16 protein-coding genes and 1 tRNA gene are annotated in these 19,086 nt (G+C 72.0%); 8 read left to right on the plus strand and 9 right to left on the minus strand.

Annotated features, from left to right (window positions below; translation table 11 throughout):
* Positions 1-15: 15 nt before the first annotated feature.
* Together ACIRPK_RS18915 and ACIRPK_RS18920 are read right to left on the minus strand one after the other, a co-directional pair.
* Positions 16-786 carry a hypothetical protein gene (locus ACIRPK_RS18915; RefSeq protein ID WP_403040118.1) on the minus strand — a complete coding sequence of 257 codons (771 nt, stop codon included), beginning with the start codon at positions 784-786 and terminating at the stop codon, positions 16-18.
* Positions 787-983: 197 nt separating this feature from the next.
* The gene (locus ACIRPK_RS18920) at positions 984-2,801 is read right to left on the minus strand and encodes a phosphatidylglycerol lysyltransferase domain-containing protein (protein WP_403040280.1); all 1,818 of its coding nucleotides are present in this window, start codon (positions 2,799-2,801) and stop codon (positions 984-986) included.
* A gap of 269 nt (positions 2,802-3,070) precedes the next feature.
* Between ACIRPK_RS18920 and ACIRPK_RS18925 the strand changes: the two genes are divergently transcribed.
* Together ACIRPK_RS18925 and ACIRPK_RS18930 are read left to right on the plus strand one after the other, a co-directional pair.
* Positions 3,071-3,742 carry a response regulator gene (locus tag ACIRPK_RS18925; protein ID WP_403040121.1) on the plus strand — a complete coding sequence of 224 codons (672 nt, stop codon included), beginning with the start codon at positions 3,071-3,073 and terminating at the stop codon, positions 3,740-3,742.
* Positions 3,739-4,869, plus strand: coding sequence for a sensor histidine kinase (locus ACIRPK_RS18930; RefSeq protein WP_403040124.1), 1,131 nt, complete (start codon positions 3,739-3,741; stop codon positions 4,867-4,869). Before ACIRPK_RS18925 ends, ACIRPK_RS18930 begins: the two co-directional genes overlap by 4 nt.
* A gap of 10 nt (positions 4,870-4,879) precedes the next feature.
* Here the strand turns inward: ACIRPK_RS18930 and ACIRPK_RS18935 are convergent, their stop codons facing one another.
* Both ACIRPK_RS18935 and ACIRPK_RS18940 read right to left on the minus strand, forming a co-directional pair.
* Positions 4,880-6,631, minus strand: a complete 1,752-nt coding sequence (locus ACIRPK_RS18935; RefSeq protein WP_403040127.1) for a stealth conserved region 3 domain-containing protein — start codon at positions 6,629-6,631, stop codon at positions 4,880-4,882.
* A 158-nt stretch (positions 6,632-6,789) separates the two neighbouring features.
* Positions 6,790-6,876: transfer RNA gene (locus tag ACIRPK_RS18940), tRNA-Leu, on the minus strand.
* 373 nt (positions 6,877-7,249) lie between these two features.
* Here ACIRPK_RS18940 and ACIRPK_RS18945 point away from each other — a divergent pair.
* The 6 genes from ACIRPK_RS18945 to pknB all read left to right on the plus strand — a co-directional run bounded on the left by ACIRPK_RS18945 (position 7,250) and on the right by pknB (position 15,416).
* Complete coding sequence (locus tag ACIRPK_RS18945; protein ID WP_403040130.1) at positions 7,250-8,131, plus strand: FhaA domain-containing protein; 882 nt, start codon at positions 7,250-7,252, stop codon at positions 8,129-8,131.
* An 11-nt stretch (positions 8,132-8,142) separates the two neighbouring features.
* Positions 8,143-8,667, plus strand: coding sequence for an FHA domain-containing protein (locus ACIRPK_RS18950; protein WP_403040133.1), 525 nt, complete (start codon positions 8,143-8,145; stop codon positions 8,665-8,667).
* Between the two features lie 50 nt (positions 8,668-8,717).
* Positions 8,718-10,094 carry a PP2C family protein-serine/threonine phosphatase gene (locus tag ACIRPK_RS18955; RefSeq protein WP_403040136.1) on the plus strand — a complete coding sequence of 459 codons (1,377 nt, stop codon included), beginning with the start codon at positions 8,718-8,720 and terminating at the stop codon, positions 10,092-10,094.
* 63 nt (positions 10,095-10,157) lie between these two features.
* Entirely contained in the window at positions 10,158-11,612 is a 1,455-nt protein-coding gene (locus tag ACIRPK_RS18960) for an FtsW/RodA/SpoVE family cell cycle protein (RefSeq protein ID WP_403040283.1), read from the plus strand.
* Positions 11,609-13,072 carry a peptidoglycan D,D-transpeptidase FtsI family protein gene (locus ACIRPK_RS18965; RefSeq protein WP_403040139.1) on the plus strand — a complete coding sequence of 488 codons (1,464 nt, stop codon included), beginning with the start codon at positions 11,609-11,611 and terminating at the stop codon, positions 13,070-13,072. The genes ACIRPK_RS18960 and ACIRPK_RS18965 overlap by 4 nt, the downstream gene beginning before the upstream one ends.
* Positions 13,073-13,358: 286 nt before the next feature.
* Positions 13,359-15,416 (plus strand): Stk1 family PASTA domain-containing Ser/Thr kinase, encoded by a 2,058-nt coding sequence (gene pknB / locus ACIRPK_RS18970; protein WP_403040142.1) that lies wholly within the window; start codon positions 13,359-13,361, stop codon positions 15,414-15,416.
* 62 nt (positions 15,417-15,478) lie between these two features.
* On the opposite strand, the gene ACIRPK_RS18975 is transcribed toward pknB, so the two are convergent.
* The 5 genes from ACIRPK_RS18975 to ACIRPK_RS18995 form a co-directional block, all read right to left on the minus strand.
* Complete coding sequence (locus ACIRPK_RS18975; protein WP_403040145.1) at positions 15,479-16,216, minus strand: class E sortase; 738 nt, start codon at positions 16,214-16,216, stop codon at positions 15,479-15,481.
* 22 nt (positions 16,217-16,238) lie between these two features.
* Positions 16,239-17,186, minus strand: coding sequence for a class E sortase (locus tag ACIRPK_RS18980; RefSeq protein ID WP_403040147.1), 948 nt, complete (start codon positions 17,184-17,186; stop codon positions 16,239-16,241).
* Between the two features lie 3 nt (positions 17,187-17,189).
* A complete protein-coding gene (locus ACIRPK_RS18985; protein WP_403040150.1) occupies positions 17,190-17,852 on the minus strand; it encodes an aminodeoxychorismate/anthranilate synthase component II in 663 nt (220 codons plus the stop codon).
* A gap of 55 nt (positions 17,853-17,907) precedes the next feature.
* Positions 17,908-18,081, minus strand: coding sequence for a hypothetical protein (locus ACIRPK_RS18990; protein WP_403040153.1), 174 nt, complete (start codon positions 18,079-18,081; stop codon positions 17,908-17,910).
* Between the two features lie 70 nt (positions 18,082-18,151).
* Positions 18,152-18,922 (minus strand): DUF881 domain-containing protein, encoded by a 771-nt coding sequence (locus ACIRPK_RS18995; protein ID WP_403040156.1) that lies wholly within the window; start codon positions 18,920-18,922, stop codon positions 18,152-18,154.
* Positions 18,923-19,086 lie beyond the last annotated feature (164 nt).

Genomic DNA, 19,086 nt, shown 5'->3' on the forward strand with positions numbered 1-19,086 from the left:
CGGGAGGTCAGGAGGTCAGGAGACCATGACCCGGGACGGGGCCGCGGCGGCCGCAGCGGCCGCCCGGTGGCGCCGGGCCTCGGTGGCGACCGAGGTGGCGGCACCGACCCCCGCCAGCACCCGCGGCCAGAAGTCGCCGAACACCTCGACCGCGGCCGCCAGCAGCACCGCCGTGAGCAGCGCCACCACGTGCTCCAGCCCGGCCAGGTTGGGCAGCACGACCGCCTCGGCGACCATCAGCGCCCCCACCAGCCCGGCCGTCCACCAGGCCCGGCAGCGGATCGCGACCACGATCGCCAGCGCGACCACCGCGGCGGACGGGCCGGTGTCCCGGACGTGGGCCACCGAGGCGGGGAAGCCGAACAGGTGGTCCGGGCCGATCGCCACCCCGACCCGGGCGAACAGCGTGCCCGCCAGCGTGCAGGCGTAGGCCACCACCAGGGTCAGCCGGCGGCCGAGCACCAGCTCGGCCAGGCCGAAGACCAGGAAGACCTGCACCAGCGCGCCCCAGACCGGCAGGTCGAGCGCGGGGACGTACAGCGAGAGCGGGGTGCGCAGCAGCGAGACGTCCAGCGGGAGACCGGCCTTGACCACACCCACGTGGGTGACGAAGCGCTCCCCGCCGGGCAGGTGCTGGACGATGCTGAACAGCAGCACCAGCAGGGTGGCGGTGGTGGCCAGCGGGACGGCGGCGAACCGCTTGCGCGCGATCTCCGACCTGACGGTGGAGAACATCGCGCCCCACTCGGCCGCGGCGGCCCGCCTGAGCACTCCGTGCTGCGTCACTGCTGTCCCCGTTCTCACTCCCACATTTCCCGTACACCCATTAATGCGTGGTGTCCTACATCAACAGTAGGTATCCGATAAACGGGCCGCATCAGCTCCTGAGCCGAAGCCAGGTCATCCTCCAGGGGGACAGAACCCTGAATTCATCCCCCGGTCGGCAGGTAGCGGCGGGAAGTCCTCCGCCCCCCGGCGGAGGACTATCCCTCCCCGCCGCGTTCCGGGACCGGCAGGACGGCCTCTGCCACCGAATCGGCGGTGGGCCGGGCGTGCCGACGGCGGAACAGGGCGGGAAGACTGGGCGCGGTGATGAAACCCTCGGCCCGGGCACTGGCGATGCCGATGCGCGGAATCTCGCTGCTCTTCTCGAAGAGCAGATAACGCGGCTCCCAGATCGGCCGGTACTTGGCGTTGGCCCGATAGAGGGACTCGATCTGCCACCAGCGCGAGAAGAAGCCCAGCACCGAGCGCCACAGGCGCAGCACCGGCCCCGCGCCGAGCTTCGATCCGCGCTCGAACACCGACCGGAACATCGCGAAGTTCAGCGAGACCCGTTCGAGGTCGACCTCCTTGGCGCGCTGGAGGAGTTCGATCACCATGAACTCCATCAGGCCGTTCTCGGTGTCCCGCTCACGGCGCATCAGGTCCAGCGACAGCCCGTTCGCCCCCCACGGCACGAAGCTCAGCAGGGCGCGCAGCTCACCCTCCGCGTCGTGGCACTCCAGCATCACGCAGCGGCCGTCGTCCGGGTCGCCGAGGCGGCCGAGCGCCATCGAGAAGCCACGCTCGGTGGCGCCGTCCCGCCAGTGGTCGGCCTTGTGGACCAGCTCGGCCATCTCGGCCTCGGGGATGTCCTCGTGCCGGCGGACCCGCACGGTGTACCCGGCGCGCTTGACCCGGTTGTACGCCTGGCGGACCACCCGCATGGCGCGGCCGTCCAGCGAGAACTCGTCCAGCTCGACGATCGCCTCGTCACCGAGTTCGAGCGCGTCCAGGCCGTGCCGGGCGTAGATCACCCCGGCGTCCTCGGAGGCGCCCATCACGGCCGGGACCCAGGCGTGCTCCCTGGCCTCGGACAGCCAGGCGTCGATCGCGCCGGGCCACGCCTCCGGGTCGCCGATCGGGTCGCCGGAGGCCAGCGAGACACCGCCGAGCACCCGGTAGGCGACGGCCGCCTTGCCGCTCGGCGAGAAGACCACCGCCTTGTCCCGGCGGAGCGCGAAGTAGCCGAGCGAGTCGCGCTCGCCCTGCTTCTCCAGCAGCTCCCGCAGCTGCAGCTCGTCCTGCGGGGTCAGCAGCTCCTGGCCGCGCGGCGAGCGGAACGCCACGTACATCACCAGCAGGAAGAGCACCGCGCTCATCAGGTTGATCGACCCGTTCACCCAGGTGGGTACGGAGATCACGCTGGAGGCGTGCTCGGTCGGCTGGAGCGTGATCATCCGGGCGATCGAGTAGCCGAACCGGTCACCGAAGCCGGCCCCGGTGATCGTGTTGGTCATCCCGACCAGCAGCGCGCCGATCCCGCCGCCCAGCAGCAGGCCGCCGGCGAAGGCCGCCACCGCCGCCTTCGGGTTGGAGCGGTCGCCCTTGGAGGTGAACTCCCGGCGCCCGACCAGCAGGGCCAGGAAGAACAGCCCGGTGAGCACGGTGGAGAAGTAGTTGAACGGATGGTGGTTGAACCGGACGTTGTCCTCCGTCCAGACCATCGCGGTCAGGTACAGCAGGAAGAACAGCCCGGAGACCACCGTGTTGAAGATCCACGCGGCCCGCTTCCGCCGCCGCATCGCCACCGCCAGCAGCAGCGAGAGCACCACCGAGGTCAACCCGGCGGTCATCAGGTAGGGGGTGAAGAACTCGCCCTCGTTGTGCGTCTGCACCTGGTCCCGGAACGGGACGGCGAGCACCGCCACCAGATTCAGCAGGGCCAGCAGGCGCAGGTACCAGACGGTGGCCCGGGCGGCTCTGGGCCGCCAGCGGGCCAGCAGCCGGGCGGCCGCCCCGGGGCGCTCGTCGGCGATGGCGGTCGGAGGCTCCGGCTTCACGGTGGGGGACACAGCTCAATTCCAAACGATCAGTTGTGGGGGCGCATCCGCACGAGACCGCCGACGGGCGGCTTCACCGCATTCCCATGGTTGCTCACCACGGATGAGAATTACGTGAACCAGGTAGCGGATTCGGTCCCCCGCCGATCGGCGGGGGTGCTCTCCCACCGGTTGCCGTCCCACCCGCTCCGACCTGCCCCTAGGCTCAGAAGACCGAGCGCCCGCACCACCCCGAGGGAGAGACCATGACGGCGATCCGCGTCCTGATCGTGGACGACGAGATCCTGGTCCGCTCCGGCCTGGGCCTGATCGTCGGGTCGGCCCCCGACCTGGAGGTGGTGGGCGACTGCTCGGGTGCGTCGGCGGAGGAGAAGGTCACCCTGCTGCGTCCGCACGTGGTGCTGCTCGACATCCGGATGCCCGACCTGGACGGCATCTCGGTGCTGCGCCGGCTGCGCGCCCTGCCGCACCCCCCGGCGGTGGCCATGCTGACCACCTTCGACACCGACGAGTACATCGGCACCGCGCTGCGCGCCGGGGCGGCCGGCTTCATGCTCAAGGACACCGCCCCCGAGCAGCTGGTGCACGCCGTCCGGGTGCTCGCGGCCGGCGGCAGCGTGCTCTCGCCGACCGTGACCCGCACCGTGATCAGCGGCTACGTGGACGGCGGCGGCCCGGACGCCGAGGCGGCGGCGCTGACCCGCGGACTGACCGGCCGGGAGCTCGACGTGCTGGCGCTGCTCGGCGAGGGCCTGTCGAACGCCGAGATCGCCGACCGGCTGTTCCTCGGCACCGGCACCGTCAAGGACCACATCAGCGCCATCCTCGGAAAGCTCGGTGCCGCCAACCGGGTGCAGGCCGCCGTGCTGGCCAACCGGGCGGGGCTGGTCCGGACCCCGCCCGAGCCGAGGGCATGAGAGCCGCCGTCAGGGCCCGGCTGACCGCGCCCTGGCCGATGCTGCTGCTGCCGGTGCTGCTGGCCGCCATGGACGCCGCGCTGGTCGCCAGGAACTCCTCCTGGTGGGAGCTGACCCTCTCCGGGGTAGCCACCGGGGCGCTGCTGCTGCGCCGCCGCTTCCCGCTGCTGACCCTGCTGCTGGTGCTGCCGGGCACCTTCGTGAACTACATCTGGATCGCCCCGATCACCGCGGTCTACTCGGTCGCCGCGTACCGCCCCGGACTGCGCGTCACCACGCTCAGCGCCAGCGTCTTCGCGCTGGTCGAGTTCTTCCACTGGCCGTTGGAGGACCACCCGCTGGCGCTGGACCGGGACAACGCGCTGTACGCCATCCAGTGCGTGATGCTCGGCGCCGGGCCCGCCGCGCTCGGCCTGCTGGCCAGGACCCGGACCGAACTGGCCGCCCGGCTGGACGAACTGACCGAGGGTCGGCAGCGGGAGAACCGGCTGCTCGCCGACCGGGTGCTGAGCACCGAACGGGCCCGGCTGGCCCGGGAGATGCACGACGTGGTCTCGCACCAGGTCAGCCTGATCAGCATCCAGGCCGGCGCGCTCCAGGTGAGCACCGCCGACCCGGCCGCCAAGGCCACCGCACGGACCATCAGGGAGCTGTCGGTCCGCACCCTGGAGGAGCTGCGGCAGATGGTCGGGGTGCTGCGCGCGGCCGGGGTCCGGGGCACCGATCCGCTCGCCCCGCAGCCCCGGCTGGCCGACCTGCCCCGGCTGATCGAGAACAGCGGACTGACCGTCACCAGCAGCCTGGCGAGCGGCGACCGGCCCTGGCCGGAGGCGGTCGAGCGGGCCGCCTTCCGGACCGTCCAGGAGGCGCTCACCAACATCAGCAAGCACGCGCCCGGCGCCGCCGTGGCGGTCCGGCTGACCGCCCGGGGCACCCGCCTGCTGGTCGAGGTCAGGAACGGCCCGCCGACCCGGCCGGCCGACACCGCCGAGGCCCTGCCCGGCGGCGGCCACGGCCTGGTCGGGCTGCGCGAGCGGGCGGTCCTGCTGGGCGGCGGCCTGGTCGCGGAGCCGACCCCGGAGGGCGGCTTCCTGGTCCGGGCCGAGCTGCCCGCGGCGGGGGAGTAGCGCCGGGGCCTCAGGCCGGGGCGGGGGCCGGCCGCTCGTACGGGGAGGGCACCGGGAAGTAGGCGCGGAGGAACTGGGCCAGCACCCGGCCCTGCTCCTCCGCCGGCATCTCCCGGCCGTCCCCGTCGGCCAGACAGAACGTGTCGGCCCAACGGGACGTCAGCAGCTCCGCCAGCCGACCGAGCTGGTCGGGCTGGTCGGTCGCCGCGTAGAAGTGCTCCAGCCGGGCGTCCACCGCCCGCCCGGTGGCGTGCGCGGCGTACAGCGCCAGCGTGACCGGGGGCAGGTCGGCGGCGCTCCGGAACACCGACCCGGCGGTCTCCGCCAGACCGGCGGCGAACCGCTCGGCGGACTCGGCGAGCAGCCGGCGGGAGAGCGGGTGCGGCGAGTGGCTGAGGATCTGCGGATAGGTCCGGCCGAAGGCCGCCAGCAGCGCGGCCCGGGCGTTCTTCTGGGCCGCCGCGTAGACGCTGTCCTCCTCGGTGCGGTCGCCGGGCGGCACCGTCCGGTCGTTCCGGAGGATCCGGGGCAGGCCGCTGCCCAGGAAGAAGGACTGCGGCTGGACCGGGCGGCCGAGGAAGAGGTCGTCGTTGAAGTAGAGGAAGTGCTCGGCCAGGCCGGGTATCCGGTGCAGCTGGGTCTCGATGGCGTGCGAGTTGAAGACCGGCAGCACGGCCGGGTCGGCGAACAGCTCGCGGTGCGGCACCACGGTGATCCCGGGGTGGGCGGTGTCCAGCCACGGCGGCACCTGGTCGTCGGTGACCAGGAAGACCTGCCGGATCCAGGGCGCGTAGGAGGCGATCGACCGCAGGCAGTACCGGAGTTCGCCCCGCTTGCGGTAGCGGTGCTCGGCGGCGTCCAGCGGGAGGTCCGGGCCCGCCGCGGCCAGCGCCTCGGCCCGGCGGTGCCGCCAGCGGCGGTCGCCGTCGTCCACCCAGGTGATCACCGCGTCGACCGGGGGGTCGATGTCCCCCGGGAAGGTGCCGGCCAGCGGCCCGAGCACCGGGACGTCCCGGCCCGCGATCCGCACCGGACCCGAGGTCTCCATCGAGGGCAGCCACCAGCCGTACGGTGTCTCGGCGATCGCGGCGACCACGCCGGTGCCCTCGGCACCCGGGTCCCAGAACTCCAGGTCGCAGCCGTGGTCGGCGCCGTAGTACAGGGTCCGGCCGGTGGTCACGGTGGGGCGGAACACCCGCAGGCCCTTCACCCGCTCGATCTCCGGCTCCCCCGGCTCCCCCGGCCCGGACGGCTCGGACGGCTCCGCCGGCTCGGGCACGGCCTCGACGGCGGCCACCGCCGCCGCCAGGCCGTCGGCCAGGGTCAGGCCCAACTCCTTGCCGTGACCGAGCAGTTCGAAGTAGACCGGCCGGTCGGCACAGGCTTCGGCGAAGGCGTCCAGGACGGCCCCGCGGTCACCCGGCCGGATCGCCAGCCGGTGCCGGTAGCCCGGGTCCGGCACCAGGGCGTACCCGATCCCCGCCCCGTCGAGCACCCCGGCCACCTCGGCCAGCGCGGCGTCACGGGCCTGCCAGGAGAGCAGGTCGTCCCGGATCCCGGCCAGCAGACCGGCGTGCCGGACCAGGCCGGGGTGCCGGGCGAGCAGCCGTCGTTCGGTCAGCGCCACCGGATCGGGAGCCGGCCCGGCCGACGGGTCGCCGCCGGGGCACCGACGGCCCGCCGCGACCACCCGGACGGGCAGGCGGCACAGCCGGCGCACCAGACGCCGCGCGGCACGGCCGGCCAGGACAGCAGCGGGCATCGGAACTCCAGAGAGCGGGAGGCAGCAGGATGCCACCGCGATCTGGGAGGAAGCTGAGGACGTTCCCAACCGGCGTTCACGACCGGCCGGCGCTCCCCGGGGCGAACCCGGGCGGAACGACAAGAAAGGGTGCCTCTCTTTCGAGAGGCACCCTTTGCTGGTGCGCGAGGGGGGAGTTGAACCCCCACGCCCTTTCGGGCACTGGAACCTGAATCCAGCGCGTCTGCCTATTCCGCCACCCGCGCATGGGTGTCGCCGTAAGTTCTTCCGGCTTGCTCGACCTGAGTCTCGCTGGCTTTCCGTCCGGCTGCCTTGCGGCTGCCCCTTCCGACGTGGAAAACATTAGCACGACCTGCGGGTGCTCTACGAATCCCTTCCTCCGGCGGTCCGCAACCGGAGCGCGGCAGTCGGCCGAGCACCGCAGCCGGGGGCCGGTCGGGTGCAGGCGAACGGGTGAGCGAGGGGTGAGCGAGGGCCGCTCCGGGTAGCCCTGGCTTGCGCCCCGCCGTGCCCGGGGAACCGTACGGATGGCCCGGGCGTGGATACGATCAGCACGGAAGTACCGCTGACGGACCCGAACAGCGGCCGGATCGAACGCCCTAGGAAGGGGGTGCCCCAGTGGGAGTACTGAAGAAGTTCGAGCAGCGACTCGAAGGTCTCGTGAACGGCACCTTCGCCAAGGTGTTCAAGTCCGAGGTGCAGCCCGTGGAGATCGCGGGCGCGCTCCAGCGCGAGTGCGACAACAACGCCACGATCTGGAACCGCGACCGCACCGTGGTGCCGAACGACTTCATCGTCGAGCTCAGCCCGCACGACCACGAGCGGCTCAGCCCCTACTCGGGCCAGCTCGGCACCGAGCTGGCCGGGATGGTGCGCGAGTACGCCGAGGCGCAGCGCTACAGCTTCATGGGGCCGCTCCAGGTCAGCCTGGAGAAGGCCGACGACCTGGACACCGGGCTCTACCGGGTGCGCAGCCGCACGCTGGCCGCCGAGCAGCCGCCCGCGCCGTACGGCGGGCCGCCCGCGGCCGTCCCCGGTGCGCCGCCCGGGTACGACCGTCCGCCGACGCCGCCGGCCCCCGGCGCGCCGTGGCAGCAGCCGGGCGCCGCGGCCCCGTACGCGCCGCCGCCGCCCGTCGCGCCCCCTTCGATGCCTCCGACGCCCCCTCAGGCGGGCGGCAACGTCCGGCCGTTCCCCGGGGCGGGCCACAGCGGCGCCGCCACCCGGCGCTGGATCGAGGTCAACGGGCAGCGGCACCAGATCACCGGGAACGCCTGCGTGCTCGGCCGCTCCACCGAGGCCGACGTGCGGATCGACGACCCCGGGGTCTCCCGCAAGCACGCCGAGATCCGGCCGGGCACGCCCGCGATGGTGCTCGACCTCGGCTCGACCAACGGCATCGTGGTGGACGGACAGCACACCCAGCGCGCTACGCTCCGCGACGGCTCACGGATCGTCCTGGGCAGCACCACCATCGTCTACCGACAGGTCGAAGGGTAGAGCGGGCGGTTATGTCAGAACTGACCTTGACGGTCATGCGGCTGGGTTTCCTGGCCGTGTTGTGGCTGTTCGTCATCGTTGCCGTGCAGGTGATCCGCAGTGATCTGTTCGGCACCAAGGTGAACCAGCGCACCGCCCGCCGCCCGGCCGCGCCGGCGGCCGCCGGTGCGGGCCAGGGCGGGGCCGCCAGGCCGCCCCAGCAGGCGTCCGGTCCGCCCACCCAGGGTGGCCGCCGTCGTGGCGGCCCGACCCAACTCGTGGTCTTGCAGGGCTCGTTGGCCGGGACGACGGTCGCCCTCCAGGGGCAGACCATCACCCTGGGCCGGGCCCACGACTCCACGATCGTGCTGGACGACGACTACGCGTCCTCCCGTCATGCCAGGATCTACCCGGATCAGACTGGGCAGTGGACGGTCGAGGATCTAGGCTCCACCAACGGCACCTATCTGGACCGGCAGCGGCTCACCACGCCGACGCCGCTCCAGCCGGGCATGCCGATCCGAATCGGCAGGACCGTCATCGAACTGCGGAAGTAGCGGCGCATGAGGGACAGCACACCGTCCACCCGAAGGAGGGCCCGGACCGCATGAGTCTCGTGCTGCGCTTCGCCGCCGGATCCCACAAGGGGCTGATCCGGGAGGGGAACGAGGACTCCGGCTACGCCGGCCCGCGGCTGTTGGCGGTCGCCGACGGCATGGGCGGGGCGGCGGCCGGCGAGGTCGCCTCCTCCGAGGTGCTCGGTTCGATCGTCCGGCTGGACGAGGACGTGCCCGGCGCCGACCTGCTCACCCTGCTGAACGACGCGGTGCACGGCGCCAACGAGCGGCTGCGTCAGATGGTCGACGAGGACCCGCAGCTGGAGGGCATGGGCTGCACCCTGACCGCGATGCTGTGGACCGGTCAGCGGATGGGCCTGGTGCACATCGGCGACTCCCGCGCGTACCTGCTGCGGGACGGTTCGCTCAGCCAGATCACCCAGGACCACACCTGGGTGCAGCGGCTGGTGGACGAGGGCCGGATCACCCCGGAGGAGGCCGAGACCCACCCGCAGCGCTCCCTGCTGATGCGCGCGCTGGACGGCCGCGGCCAGGTCGAGCCCGACCTGTCGATCCGTGAGGTCCGGGCCGGCGACCGCTACCTGATCTGTTCCGACGGCCTGTCAGGCCCGGTCAGCCACCAGACCCTGGAGGAGACGCTCGGGAGCTTCTACTCCCCCGAGCAGACCGTCCAGGAGCTGATCCAGCTGGCGCTGCGCGGCGGCGGCCCGGACAACATCACCTGCGTGGTGGCGGACGTGCTCGACGTCGGCGCCACCGACCTGCTCAGCGGCGGCCTGGCCGACGTCCCGGTGGTGGTGGGCGCGGTGGCCGACACCCCGCCGTCCGCCACCGACCAGGCGATCCTGAACACCCCGGCCGGCCGCGCGGCCGGCCTGGGCCGGCCGGCCGCCCCGCAGGGCGCCTTCGGCCCGGCCGACGGCTACCAGTCCGGCTTCGGCCCCGCCGAGGGCTACGCCGCGCAGCAGGACTACGACGAGTTCGAGGAGGAGCCGCGCCGCAAGCGCCGCTGGCTCAAGCTCTCGGTCGCCCTGCTGGTGCTGGTCGGGCTGCTCGGCGGCGCGGGGTACTTCGGCTGGCGCTGGACCCAGAGCCAGTACTACGTGGGCGCGGACGGCGACTCGGTCGCGGTCTACCGCGGCATCAACCAGAACCTGGCCGGGCTCGACCTCTCCTCGGTCTACCGTCAGCACGGCGAGGTCGAGCTCAAGTTCCTGCCCGCCTACCAGCGGACCCAGGTCACCAAGACCATCCAGGCCACCAGCCTGACCGACGCCGAGGACCAGGTGAAGCAGCTGGGCGAGCAGGTGGCCGTCTGCAAGAAGGTGGCCGCCACGCCGCCCGGCACCGCACCGACCCTGAACGAGCAGGAACAGAAGCTGGCCACCTCCTGCCCGACCCAGTAGCGACACCGACCTCCAGCTGGTCCCACGCCGTCGGGGAGCGGCCGTCACGTGAGCACCTTTGACCTGAGCAGTAGTCAGACCGGTGGTGAGGAACCACGCCGAAGGCGTCGGGAGAACACCACCATCACCCCCCAGGGCGCCCCCAACCGCCGCAACACCGAGCTGGTGCTGCTGGCCTTCGCGGTGGTGGTGCCGATGCTGGCGTACGCCAACGTCGGGCTGGCGATGGACGGCAAGCTGCCGTCCGGCATGCTCGGCTACGGCCTCGGCATGGGCGTGCTCGCCCTGGTCGCACACCTGGTGCTGCGCCGGTTCGCGCCGTACGCGGACCCGCTGCTGCTGCCGCTGGCGACGCTGCTGAACGGCCTCGGGCTGGTGATGATCTGGCGGCTCGACAAGGCCGGCAGCCTGCTCAGGAACAACTTCCCTGCGGCCTCGAACCAGTTGATGTGGTCGGGGCTCGGGGTGGCGCTGTTCATCGGCGTGGTGATCGTGCTCAAGGACCACCGGATCCTCCAGCGCTACACCTACATCTCGATGGTGCTGGCCCTGGTGCTGCTGGCCGCCCCGGCCTTCTTCCCGAGCCGGGCCGAGGACTTCGGTGCCAAGATCTGGATCCGGTTCGGCTCCTTCTCGATCCAGCCGGGCGAGTTCGCCAAGATCATCCTGACCGTGTTCTTCGCCGGCTACCTGATGGTCAAGCGGGACGCGCTGGCGCTGGCCAGCCGCCGCTTCATGGGGATGTACCTGCCGCGCGGGCGCGACCTGGGGCCGATCATCGTGGTCTGGCTGCTGTCGATCATGATCCTGGTGTTCGAGACCGACCTCGGCACCTCCTTCCTGTTCTTCGGCCTGTTCGTGGTGATGCTCTACGTCGCCACCGAGCGGACCAGCTGGATCGTCTTCGGCCTGCTGATGTCGATCAGCGGCGCGGCCCTGGTGGCCACCTCCGAACCGCACGTGAAGACCCGGATCGACGCCTGGCTGGACCCGATGGCCGCGTTCGCCCCGTCCCCGCCGAAGGGGTCCACCGAGCAGATCGGCCAGACCCTGATGGCCTTCGGCTCCGGCGGCACCACCGGCACCGGGCTCGGCCAGGGCCGGTCCTGGCTGATCCAGTTCGCCGCCAAGAGCGACTTCATCCTCGGCTCGTTCGGCGAGGAGCTCGGGCTGACCGGGCTGATGGCGATCTTCCTGCTCTACGGCCTGATCGTGCAGCGCGGCCTGCGCACCGCGATCGCGGCCCGCGACCCGTTCGGCAAGCTGCTCGCGGTCGGCCTGTCCTCCGCCTTCGCGCTCCAGGTCTTCGTGGTGGCCGGCGGCGTCACCGGGCTGATCCCGCTGACCGGTATGACCATGCCCTTCCTGGCCCAGGGCGGTTCCTCACTGGTCGCCAACTGGGCCCTGATCGCCATCCTGCTGAAGATCAGCGACAGCGCCCGCCGGCCGGCCGCCGAACCGGCCCCCACCACCGCCGTGGACGGCGCGACCGAACAGACCCGGGGAGCCCTCGCGTGAACAAGCCGATCCGACGGGTCTCGATCTTCTGCCTGGTCCTGGTGCTGGCCCTGCTGGTCCGGGTCAACTGGGTGCAGGGCGTCCAGGCCGAGGCGTGGGCGGGCAACTCGCACAACGACCGGAACAAGTACGACCGGTACGCCTACCCGCGCGGCAACATCATCGCGGCGGGCGGCCAGCCGGTCACCAAGTCCGAGTTCGTCAACGGGTACCGCTACAAGTACAAGCGCTCCTGGGTGGACGGCGCGCTGTGGGCCCCGGTCACCGGCTACTCCTCGCAGGCCTTCGGCACCAGCCAGCTGGAGTCGCTCTCCGACGGCATCCTGTCCGGCTCCGACTCCCGGCTGTTCTTCCGGAACACCCTGGACATGCTGACCGGCAAGGAGAAGCAGGGCGGCGACGTGGTCACCACCCTGAACGCCAAGGCGCAGAAGGCGGCGTACGACGCGCTGGGCAACAAGAAGGGCGCCGCGGTCGCGATCGACCCGCGCACCGGGGCGATCCTGGCGCTGGTCTCCACGCCGTCCTACGACCCGGGCCGCTTCGCGGGCACCGGCGCGGAGGACGAGAAGGCGTGGAAGGAGCTCAACTCCGACCCGAACAAGCCGATGCTCAACCGGGCGCTGCGCGAGACCTACCCGCCCGGCTCGACCTTCAAGCTGGTCACCGCGGCGGCCGCGTTCGAGAACGGCCGCTACCAGAACATCGGGGACGTCACCGACACCCCGCAGCACTACGTGCTGCCGAACACCAACGTCGAGCTGAAGAACGCCTCGGACGACGAGCCGTGCGCCAACGCCACCGTCAAGGTCGCGATGGACTACTCCTGCAACACCGTCTTCGGCAAGATCGGCGCCGATCTGGGCGGCGAGAAGATGCGCACCCAGGCCGAGCGGTTCGGCTTCAACAACCCCGGCATCAACGTCCCGATCCGGGCCTCGGAGTCGTTCTTCCCGTCGAAGTCCAGCGCCGACGGCACCGCGATGGACTCGATCGGCCAGCACGACACCCGGGCCACCCCGCTGCAGATGGCGATGGTCGCCGCGGCGATCGCCAACGACGGCCGGCTGATGACCCCGTACCTGGTGGACGAGGAGCGGGCGTCGAACCTCACCACCATCTCCAAGCACACCGAGCGCCAGCTCAGCCAGGCGGTCAGCCCGGCCACCGCGCAGAAGCTCCAGCAGCTGATGGAGAGCGTGGTGCAGAACGGCACCGGCACGAAGGCCCAGATCGACGGCCTGAAGGTGGGCGGCAAGACCGGCACCGCGCAGCACGGCGAGAACAACGCCGGGCTGCCGTTCGCCTGGTTCATGTCCTACGCCAAGGCGCCCGACGGCCGGCAGGTCGCGGTCGCGGTGGTGGTCGAGGACGGCTCCAGCGAGCGGGACCAGATCAGCGGCGGCGGGCTGGCGGCGCCGATCGCCAAGGCCCTGATGAAGGCGGCCCTGGACCGGTAGGCCGCTCCCCGGATCACACCGGATTCCGTACCGACCCGGTCGGTCCTTTGTCACAATGGGACCCGCCCGGTCGGTACCGGTCCGGTCTCAGCCTGCGGGCTGTTCCGGCTCCCTCAGGTCGGGCGGGTAGCGTATCCGCAAACAGCGGGTCCGCCCACCGCCGTGCACGGCTCCGGCCGTGGGGCCGACGTCACAGAACCGAGGTGACGGCGGAAGCGTCCAACACACCGTGCGGGGACCACCTACGTCACATCCTCACCAATCGGTGGGGGAGAGGGTCGGAACTATGGAAGAGCCTCGTCGCCTCGGCGGCAGGTACGAGCTCGGCGGCGTCCTCGGACGCGGCGGCATGGCCGAGGTCTACCTCGCCCTTGACACCCGGCTCGGCCGCTCCGTCGCCGTGAAGACGCTCCGCGCCGACATGGCCCGCGACCCGTCGTTCCAGGCCCGGTTCCGCCGCGAGGCCCAGTCCGCGGCCTCCCTGAACCACCCCGCGATCGTCGCCGTGTACGACACCGGCGAGGACTACATCGACGGGATCTCCATCCCCTACATCGTGATGGAGTACGTCGAGGGGTCCACGCTCCGCGAGCTGCTGCACTCCGGGCGGCGGCTGCTGCCCGAGCGCGCGCTCGAGATGACCATCGGCATCCTGCAGGCGCTGGAGTACTCGCACCGCGCCAACATCGTGCACCGCGACATCAAGCCCGCCAACGTGATGCTGACCCGGCAGGGCAACGTCAAGGTGATGGACTTCGGCATCGCCAGGGCGATGGGCGACGCCGGGATGACGATGACGCAGACCTCGGCCGTCATCGGCACCGCCCAGTACCTCTCCCCGGAGCAGGCCAAGGGCGAGACCGTGGACGCCCGGTCCGACATCTACTCGGCCGGCTGCCTGCTCTACGAGCTGCTCGCCGTACGCCCGCCGTTCGTCGGCGACTCCCCGGTCGCGGTCGCCTACCAGCACGTCCGCGAGGAGGCCCTGCCCCCCTCGACGTACGACCCCGAGCTGCGCCCCGAGATCGACGCGATCGTGCTCAAGGCGCTCACCAAGGACCGGGACTACCGGTACCAGAGCGCCGACGAGATGCGCGACGACATCGAGCGCTTCCTGGACGGCCTTCCGGTCGCCGCCGCCCAGCAGGCCGCCGCCTACGGCGCCGCCGGGTACGGCTACGACCAGCAGGGCTACCCGAACGCCCAGCACGACCCGTACGGCCAGACCAACCTGCTGCCCCAGCAGGGCGGCGCCGGCCCGACCACCATGCTGCCGCAGGTCGGCTCCCCGCAGCCGGGCTACGGCTACCAGGACGACGGCTACGGCAACGGCGGGAACGGGAACGGCGATTACGACGACCACGACCGCGGCCGCCGCGGCAACCAGCCGAAGAAGAACAACAACACCTCCTGGGTGATCCTGGCGATCGCGGCGGTGCTGGTGCTGGTCGGCGCCTACTTCGTGGTGGACGCGATGACCAAGGGCGGTGGCGGCACCGGCAGCAAGGTGGCCGCACCGCAGCTGGTCACGCTCACCCTGGACGAGGCCAAGGCCAAGGCCAAGAACGTCAACGAGAAGCTCCAGGTGGTGGCCGGCGCGGAGATCGCCTGCCCGGACGCCACCGTGAAGAAGGGTCAGGTCTGCACCCAGGACCCGGTCCCCAACACCCAGATCGCCGCCGACACCCAGATCAAGGTCCAGCTGTCCAGCGGTCCAGCCCAGGCCGACCTGCCCGACGTGACCGGGAACGCCCTCGCGCAGGCGCAGGAGAAGCTGACCAAGGCCGGGTTCACCGTCAAGACCACCTACGAGGCGAACGACACCGTCGCCCCGGACAAGGTGATCTCGCAGAACCCGCCGGCCGGCAAGGCCGAGCCCGGCTCCGCCGTCACCCTGGTCGTCTCGCAGGGCCAGGCCAAGGTCAACGTCCCCGGCGTGGTCGGCCAGACCGAGGACGCCGCCCGGCAGGCGCTGGAGGGCGCGGGCTTCCTGGTGGACGTCAAGACCGCCACCACCGCGGACCAGTCCAAGGTCGGCCAGGTCTCCGGCCAGGACCCGAAGGCCAACAGCAAGGTGGCCCCCGGCTCCAAGGTGACGCTGACGGTCTACAAGATGCAGGACAAGGTCACCGTGCCGCCGCTGCAGAACCAGACGGTGAAGGACGCGATCAAGCAGTTGGAGGCGCTCGGCCTCCGCTACACCTTCATCGCCGGCCCGCAGGACCTGACCGCCGTCGTGCAGAGCTCCCTGCCCCCGGCCGGGACCCAGGTGGACCCCAACACCCAGGTCGGCCTGGTCACCCGGGCCGCGGACAAGACCAGCCCGCCCCCGACCGGTCACTGACCCCGCGTCACCTCGAAGGGGCCGCCCACCGGGCGGCCCCTTCGGCGTTCCCGCGCCCCGGCTCAGCGCAGCTCGGCCGGCGGGGTCCGGTTCGCGTCCACCGGGTCGACCCTGACCAGCGAGGCCCAGACCGCCATCCGGTAGCGGGAGGTGTAGACGGGGGTGCAGGTGGTCAGGGTCAGGTAGCGGCCCGGACCGGTGTACGGGGAGCCCTTGGGCACGGGGGCGATGATGCCGGTGTCGTACTTGGAGGTCTGCGGGAGGCTGCCGTCGACCCGGTAGACGTACCACTGGTCCCGGGTCTCGACCACGACGGCGTCGCCCGGGACGACCTTGTCCAGGTCGTGGAAGCGCGCGCCGTGCCCGTCCCGGTGGGCCGCCAGGGTGAAGTTGCCCTGGGCGTCCCAGGGCATCGCGGAGCGGTACGGGCCCTCGTAGACCCCGGCCACGCCCTCGTTGAGGACGGCCGGCTCGGTGCCCATCCGGATCAGCGTCTGGTCGCCCCGGCCGAGGGCGGGGACGTGCAGGAAGCCGAGGCCGTCTCCGGCCGCGTAGACCGGCGGGGCGGCGGCCGCCGGGGCACCGGGCACGGCCGGGGCCGACCAGGTGTCCCGCAGCCGGTCGCCGGCGGTGTCCGCCTGACGGTCCGCCACCACGCCGGTCCACCAGAGCGAGTAGCCGACGAACAGGGCCAGCACCAGGCCGGCGGTGATCAGCAGCTCGCCGACCACGCCCAGGACGGCCGCGCCCCGGCCGCGCCGCCGGGGCGCGGGGGCAGGCCCGTTCAGCTCGATCTGCACTGCGCGCCCCTCCGTCGGCCGGTCAGCCGTTCAGTGCGGCGGGCTGTCCCTGGCTCCTCGGTCGTTCCTCCACCATCTTGCCAAAGACGATCAGTCTTCCCCGGGCACTGAACTCCGGCGTGCATGTCGTGAGGGTGATGTAGCGGCCCGCCTCCTTGAACGGCGAACCCTTCGGCACCGGCTGGATCACCGTGACGTTCGACGGCGGGGTCTCCGGGATGCCGCCCGCGACCTGGTAGGTGAAGTAGGAGGTCGCGGTCTCCACCACGATCTGGTCCCCCGGCACCAACTGCCCGATCTTCCGGAACGGCTGACCGTGCGTCGTGCGGTGCGCGGCGATCGCGAAGTTGCCGGCCTTGTCGGCCGGCATCGCGGTGCCGGTGTAGTGGCCGACCAGACCCTTGTCGAGCACCTGCTGCTTGAGCGTGCCCTCGGCGATCGGGTACTTCAGGCCGAGCTTGGGGATGTACAGGATCGCGAAGCCCTGCCCCGGCTCGAAGGCGGCCGGCGGCGGCACGCTCGCGCCCGGCGCCGGGGTAACCGGCGGGCTCTGCAGCGCCTGGCTCCACTGCTGCTCCAGCTGGCTGCGGGTGCCGTCGGCGGCCGCGTCGGCCTGCACGTTGGTCCACCACAGCTGGTACGAGACGAACAGCAGCATCACCAGGCCGAGCGTGATGAACACCTCGCCGAGCACCCGGGCCGCCACCACCCGGCGGCGCTCCTTGGGCCGGGGGACGGCCGCGCCCGCCCGGCCGGCCGCCCGGCGGCGGCCGCTGCCCGAGCTCAGCGCCGTCCGGCGGCGGTCGGCCCGCCGCCCCGGCGGGGGCAGCACGGCGGACGGCACCACCCGCAGCTGCATGGTCCGGTCGTCCGTCCAGGACTGGTCCTCGACCGGCTCGTAGACCCCCCAGTCACCCGCTCCGCCCGCCGGATCGCCCTGCGCGCGCCCCTCCGGGCGTACCGCCGTCACGGCTCAGCCCCGGCCGATCACCGGGGCGAGGCCGGCCGACCGGCCGACCGCCTCCGGGTAGCCGCACTCGGCCAGCCAGTTGGCCAGCATCCGGTGCCCGCCCTCGGTGAGCACCGACTCCGGGTGGAACTGCACGCCCTCGACCGGGAGGTCGCGGTGCCGCAGGCCCATGATGACGCCGCTGGCGGTCTCCGCGGTGACCGCCAGCTCGGCGGGCACCGTGCCGGGCTCGACCGCGAGCGAGTGGTAGCGGGTGGCGGTCAGCGGCGAGGGCAGCCCGGCGAACACCCCGCCGTCCCGGTGGGTGACCGGCGAGACCTTGCCGTGCAGCAGCTCGGGCGCCCGGCCGACCACGGCCCCGTACGCCACCGCGATCGACTGCAGGCCCAGGCAGACGCCGAACAGCGGCAGCCCGATCCGGGCGCAGTGGTGCACCATCTCGATGCACACCCCGGCCTCCTCGGGCGCCCCGGGACCGGGGGAGAGCAGCACCCCGTCGAAGCCCAGCGCGCCCGCCCGGCGGACCGCGTGATCCACCGTCACCTCGTCGTTGCGGACCACCTCGCAGGTGGCACCGAGCTGGTAGAGGTACTGGACCAGGTTGAAGACGAAGCTGTCGTAGTTGTCGACCACGAGAATCCGGGGCGGGTTGCCTGCGGCGGTCATCGGTGCGCTACTCCTGGGCTGGTACTGGTCGGGCGGGTGGGGCGGGGAGCACGGCTCAGCCGACGCCGCTGCCCTCGTCCACCGTGACGTCGCCGAAGGGGAGCAACGGTTCCGCCCACGGGAAGACGAACTGGAACAGGACGTAGACCGCTCCGAGCACCAGCAGCAGCGCGAGCACCGCGCGGACGAGTGCGTTCCCCGGCAGGTGCCGCCAGATCCAGCCGTACATGGTGCTCCTCGGAGTTCGGGTCGGGGTCAAGAGTAGACGGCGGCCCCCGCCGGGCAGGTGCGCTGTGCCCTTACTGACCGGAAGCCGTGCGCAGGTCGACCGTTCCGGTGTATCCGGGCACCGCGAGCTCGTTGCTCTCCTGGAGCTTCCAGCCGAGGCCGTACGCGTCGACGTACTGGAGGTAGTTGGCGATGGTCGGATCGGCGTTCACCGCGGCCCTGAGCCTGTCGGTCCGCCCGACCGCCTTGATCACGTACGGCGGGGAGTAGACCCGGCCCTGCAGCAGCAGGGTGTTGCCGACGCAGCGGACCGCACTGGTGGAGATCAGCCGCTGGTCCATCACCTGGATGCCCTCGGCGCCGCCCCGCCAGAGCGCGTTCACCACGGCCTGGATGTCCTGCTGGTGGATCACCAGGTCGTTGACGCCGGGGGCCGGGATGCCGGGCAGCTTGGCGGTGGCGTTCGGGGGCGCGTCGTTGAGCGTGACGGTCAGCCCGGGGCCCTGCAACGCCTGCAGACCGGCCTCCTGCTGGAGCACGGCCAGCCGGTCGGCCTCGGCCGGGCTCTGCCCCCGGCCCTTGGCCAGAGCGTCCACCTGCCCCTGCAGGTCGCTGAGCTCGGCCTGGGCCTGCTGGTTCTGGGTGCTCCGCTGGCGTATCACGTCGCTGAGTCTGAGCAGCGAGTTGTCGGTGCGCAGATCGGTGCCGCGGGCGGTGTCCGCACTGATGTAGAACAGCAGACCGGCGAGTGCGAACACGGTGCAGGTCAGGGCACGTCCGACAATTCGGGTGCGCGGAGCCCGGCCCGGCCCGGAACTGGAAGGAATCGTGGAATTCGGCACCGTACCCTTATCTCCTTACGACCCGGCGAGCCACTACGCTAACGGACGCCGGTGGCATGTGCGGAGCACCGGTCCGGTCCATGCTGCGGGTTTCCGGCCCGTGGACGTCCGGACCGAGCGTTCCCGTACCTGCCCGGCCCCCACAAGCCGCCCGCCCCCGCTGC

This window comes from Kitasatospora sp. NPDC101801, from assembly GCF_044766665.1.
In the GTDB taxonomy this organism is placed as follows: Bacteria; Actinomycetota; Actinomycetes; order Streptomycetales; family Streptomycetaceae; genus Kitasatospora.